We start from the raw sequence: 4,707 nt of genomic DNA on the forward strand, positions 1-4,707 counted from the left end.
AAAGGTACACAGAAGCAAAATATGATGATTATAACCGCAAGGAAGTGGTCATAATAATTTACGGATGTCCGTTGGTCACGGTTTCCCGGGGGATGGGAACTGTCTCCCCGGTCAGGGCGGATAATTGCATCAAATTGTTTCCCATCGGATAGTTGCAGGGAAGAAGAAAGGGGATAGCCTTTATGGATTGTCTCTTTTTTAAATGGGGTCCTTTCTCCGTTACCGCATACAGCCTGTCAATCATGATTGCGCTGGTTGTTGCCCTTTTCATTTACATCAAGGAATGTTCGCGCAAAGGGATCAACCCGGACAGGATGATCAGCTTTGCCCTTCTTGTTATCCTGGCCGGGGTTGCCGGGGCCCGCCTTTCACATATTATTTTTGTGGATTATGAATATTACAAACTTGACCCCCGTCAGGTCTGGTCTTTCCAGGATGGCGGCCTGTCTTTTCTGGGTGGATTCCTGGGGGCGTTTTTGCTGGCACTGATCTTTATCCAACTGACGGGCTCGGCCTCCAAAAGGTTGCTGGATGCATTTGTCCCTTCGTTGGTGCTGGCCAATGCGATATCAAGGATAGGCAATATTCCTGCCGGGCTGCCAGTTTCTTCTGCTCTCCCGTGGGCCTTGGAGGTTAACGGGGAACACCTACATCCGGATCAGGCCTATATGATAATCTTGCTTTATATCTTCTTCTATATCCTGTGGAGGAAGAGGGAGAACATCGTGTATCACGGAGAACTTTTCGTCTGGTTTCTGGTCGGCTACGGTGCCATCTCTTTTGTGGTCGATTTTTTCCGTTCAACTCCCAATTTCCTCTGGGTATTTTCGCTCTCCCAGATTATTTCCATATTGATGCTGGCTGCGGGGATCTACTATGCGCGCAAGGCAGAGAAAACCCTCGCCGCCCCTGTTTACCGCTACGATGTGGAGCCACCCCGGGCTATCGGGCTGACCATGCTCAATCTGGCATTCTTCTCCCTGTTGATTGCCCTCTCGGTCTACCTGCATTACCTGGCCAACTGAAGCTTGAAAGCATTGCCGGAAAAAGGCGAGAAAATCATGTCGGAAGAGTGACTGATTCAATGTTTTCGAGGCAGTTATCCAGAAGAGAATTTACATCAAGAAAACTTTCCACTTTTTCGGTATACAGAAGTTTTGGCCGTGTAGCCGGATGTTTGGGAACGAAGACGGTGCAACAATCCTCGTAGGGGAGGATGGAGATCTCGTAAGTGCCAATCTTCCGGGCAAGATCGATTATTTCCTGCTTGTCCATCCCGATCAGGGGACGGAAAACTGGCCTTTCAGCAAGCACATCGGTTACGGCAATGCTTTCCAGCGTCTGGCTGGCCACCTGCCCCAAACTTTCGCCGGTGACAAGTGCTCCGGCCCCCCTTGAGGCAGCCAACCTCTCCGCCACCCTGAACATCATCCGCCTCATGATGGTGATGCGCATCGCCGGGGGGCATTCCTTGTGAATGGCCTCTTGTATCCCGGTAAATCCGGCCACGTGCAGGATCAATTTGCCGCTGTAGCGGGCCATCATCGAGGCAATTTGCAGCACCTTGTCTTTTGCACGTTCGCTTGTGAAAGGAAAACTGTGAAAATGCAGAGCCTCGATTTCCAGACCCCTTTTCATTCCCATCCATCCGGCGACCGGGCTGTCGATGCCGCCGGAAAGCAGAAGAAGGGCTCTGCCGCTTGCGCCCACGGGCAGGCCGCCGCACCCGGGATAGGAAAGATGGTAGACATATGCTTCTTTCTCACGGATTTCCATGTGGAGTATGATATCGGGATGATGAACGTCAACCTTGCTGCCGGCCACGTTGGACAGGATGTGGGCCCCGGTTATCCGGCTGATTTCCGGTGATTCAAGGGGGAAGGCCTTGTTGGAACGCCTGGTTTCCACCTTGAAGGTAAACGGGGCGGCAGCCCCTTTCTGGATTGTCGCCAACGCCCGGGCCTGTATATCTTCCATGTTCAAGGGCGCGCTATCTACCGGACTGATCGAGACAAGGCCGAAGATCCTTCCGAGCCGTTCCAGAACCTCGCGCTCACGGTTCTCCTCATGCAGATGCACGAAAAGCCGCCCGTATGTTCTTCTCACTTCCGCGGATATGCCTTGCAGGGCATCCCTGATATTTCTGATCAGCAGATCCTCGAAAGCTTTCCGATTTTTTCCCTTGAGGGCAAGTTCACCATATCTCAATAAAAATAATTTCATCTGGCGTCGATCACCTACATCATGATTTCCTGAAGATTTCTTACCTTTTCAACGATCTTCCGTGCGGCATATTCTATCCCGGCGGCAGTATTGAGCGGGGAAAAACTGAAACGCAAAGAACTGCGGATTTCCTGTTCATCAAGGCCGATGGCTTCGAGGACATGGCTTGGTTCGGGCCGCCGTGAATGGCAAGCCGAACCCGGAGAAGCATGGATCCCATCCTCTTCCAGGGCGTGTGTCAGGACTTCTCCCCTTACTTTCCCGAAACAGAGGTTGAGGACATGCGGAGCACCTTCATGAAGCGACGGGCCGTTTATCCTTACCGGCAACGCGCCATTCAATTTCTCGGCAAAGGCGACTTTCAGTTCCTTCATTTTCTTGATGTGTTCATCCCTGCGTGCGAAATAGATGGAGACGGCCTTGCCAAACCCGGCAATTCCTGCCTGGTTTTCCGTTCCCGGCCGCAATCCCCTTTCCTGATCTCCCCCCTGCAACAGTGGCTGTATATCGATACCCTTTTTCAACCAGAGGGCACCCGTTCCCTTGGGGCCATGAATCTTATGCGCACTGATGGAGAGGGCATCGACCATGGATCCGAGGGGATCGAGGGGTACTTTTCCAAATGACTGAACCGCATCGACATGAAAAATTGCCCGGGGGTTTATCTTCTTGATCGCATGCCCTATCGCGGCAATATCCTGCACCGTCCCGATTTCATTGTTGACATGAATGATATTTACCAGTGTGGTCTGCGGGGTGATCATCTCTTCCAGGCGTTGCAGAACAACCTGCCCTTTTTCATCAACTCCGGCAAAAGAAACAACAAACCCCTCTTTTTCAAGCTGCAAACATGCGTACAGGGAAGAAGGATGCTCGATGGGGGTGGTGATGATATGCTTGCCCCGGCGATGATGGCGGCGGGCGATCCCCTTGATGGCCATGTTATTGGATTCTGTCCCCCCGGAAGTAAAGACAACCTCCGCGGGTTCAACGCCGAGCGCCCCGGCCACCTCTGAACGGGCAAGGTTGATCAATCTTTCGGTTTCCAGTCCCTTGCCGTGGATGGAAGATGCGTTTCCATAGTAACGGGACTGTACGAAGCCCATGTACTCGATCACTTCTTCATAAAGAGGAGTCGTGGCACAATTGTCCAGATAAACTTCCATCGCCGATGATCACCTTTCCCGGAACAAACAAAATCCCGGCATCCCGGGTTTTGTTTTTGATCGATTCTCATTGAAAAACTAGACAGACACTACTTCGGTAACCCCGGGAACCTCCTTCTTGACTACCCGTTCGATACCATTTTTCAGGGTAATGGTTGCCATCGGGCAACCGTGGCATGCGCCGGTGAGCTTGACCCTGACGACACCGCTATCCTCGTCCACATCTACGAGCTCAACATTGCCGCCGTCTGCCTGCAGGGCCGGGCGGATCAGATCAATTGCTTTTTCAACCTTTTCTTTCATTTAAAAACCCTCCATTTTATAATTGTTGTTACATTATACCATAACGCATTCATAATTGACCGAATTAAACAGCACGACAACACCAACCATATTGTATCCAATTTTTCGGTGTATCTACCGCGGGAACAATAAACCGGTCAATCTTTCCCCGGAAGGTTAAATATGGTAATATGTGAATGTCGAAAAATTTTATCCGGGGATCTGCCCGAGCTACCCTTGCAGAAGAATAAAAAAACAGCAATGGGGATATTTCATATGTCAAGAAAGGATTTTCACCCATGAGCGAAAATATCAAGGTGGTAAGCCGCAACCGCAAGGCTTACCATGAATATCACATAGATGAGAAATACGAAGCAGGCGTGGTCCTGACCGGAACCGAAGTCAAATCCGTGCGTCATTCACGTATCAACCTGCGTGAAGGTTATGCCAGGGTGGAGGGCGGAGAACTCTTTCTCCACAATGTACACATCAGCACCTATGACCAGGGCAACCGCTACAACCATGAACCCTTGCGTACCCGCAAGCTGCTGATGCATCGCCGTGAAATCGACCGCCTCTACGGGAAACTGAAGGAAAAAGGCTATACCCTGGTTCCCCTTCAGGTATATATCAAGAAGGGCCTGATCAAAATAGAGATAGGGCTGGCCCGGGGAAAAAAACTGTATGACAAGCGTGCCGCGCTGGCCGAGAAAGCAGCCCGGCGCGAGATGGAGCGGACCTTCAAGGAAAGGCAATATTGAAAACCAACGGGTACAATCGTTTCGGGGAAAAATGGTTATGAACGCGGGAGACCGCGCCGGCCGGGCTTGAAAAAGCGGTCAGAAGCGTGTATAATCAAGTTGAAATGCCCTGCCCCGGTTTCAAGCATTTTTGCCGGGTCGGCAGAAGACAGTCAATCATGGGGGCGTTTGGATTCGACGGGAGTTGCGAGGGCAGGAACGGCGTGCTCGGGACCATGACCCGGTAAAAACATGGAAAGGCTATAAACGCCAACGATAATTTAGCTTACGCTGCT

General features: G+C 51.3%; 5 protein-coding genes. 2 read left to right on the forward strand and 3 right to left on the reverse strand.

Annotated features, from left to right (window positions below; translation table 11 throughout):
• Window positions 1–182 precede the first annotated feature (182 nt).
• Complete coding sequence (locus tag GX364_02700; protein NLI69760.1) at window positions 183–1,025, forward strand: prolipoprotein diacylglyceryl transferase; 843 nt, start codon at window positions 183–185, stop codon at window positions 1,023–1,025.
• Window positions 1,026–1,059: 34 nt separating this feature from the next.
• Here the strand turns inward: GX364_02700 and thiI are convergent, their stop codons facing one another.
• From thiI to GX364_02715, 3 genes are all read right to left on the reverse strand, one after another.
• On the reverse strand, window positions 1,060–2,223 hold the full coding sequence (gene thiI, locus GX364_02705; GenBank protein NLI69761.1) for a tRNA 4-thiouridine(8) synthase ThiI: 1,164 nt from the start codon (window positions 2,221–2,223) through the stop codon (window positions 1,060–1,062).
• A 14-nt stretch (window positions 2,224–2,237) separates the two neighbouring features.
• The gene (locus tag GX364_02710) at window positions 2,238–3,389 is read right to left on the reverse strand and encodes a cysteine desulfurase (protein ID NLI69762.1); all 1,152 of its coding nucleotides are present in this window, start codon (window positions 3,387–3,389) and stop codon (window positions 2,238–2,240) included.
• Between the two features lie 78 nt (window positions 3,390–3,467).
• Complete coding sequence (locus GX364_02715) at window positions 3,468–3,692, reverse strand: NifU family protein (GenBank protein NLI69763.1); 225 nt, start codon at window positions 3,690–3,692, stop codon at window positions 3,468–3,470.
• Between the two features lie 278 nt (window positions 3,693–3,970).
• Here GX364_02715 and smpB point away from each other — a divergent pair, with 278 nt between their 5' ends.
• Window positions 3,971–4,432: an SsrA-binding protein SmpB gene (gene smpB / locus GX364_02720; GenBank protein NLI69764.1), complete on the forward strand. Its 462-nt coding sequence runs from the start codon at window positions 3,971–3,973 to the stop codon at window positions 4,430–4,432.
• Window positions 4,433–4,707 lie beyond the last annotated feature (275 nt).

It is taken from the genome of Bacillota bacterium, from assembly GCA_012518215.1.
Lineage (GTDB): Bacteria > Bacillota > Dethiobacteria > DTU022 > PWGO01 > JAAYSV01.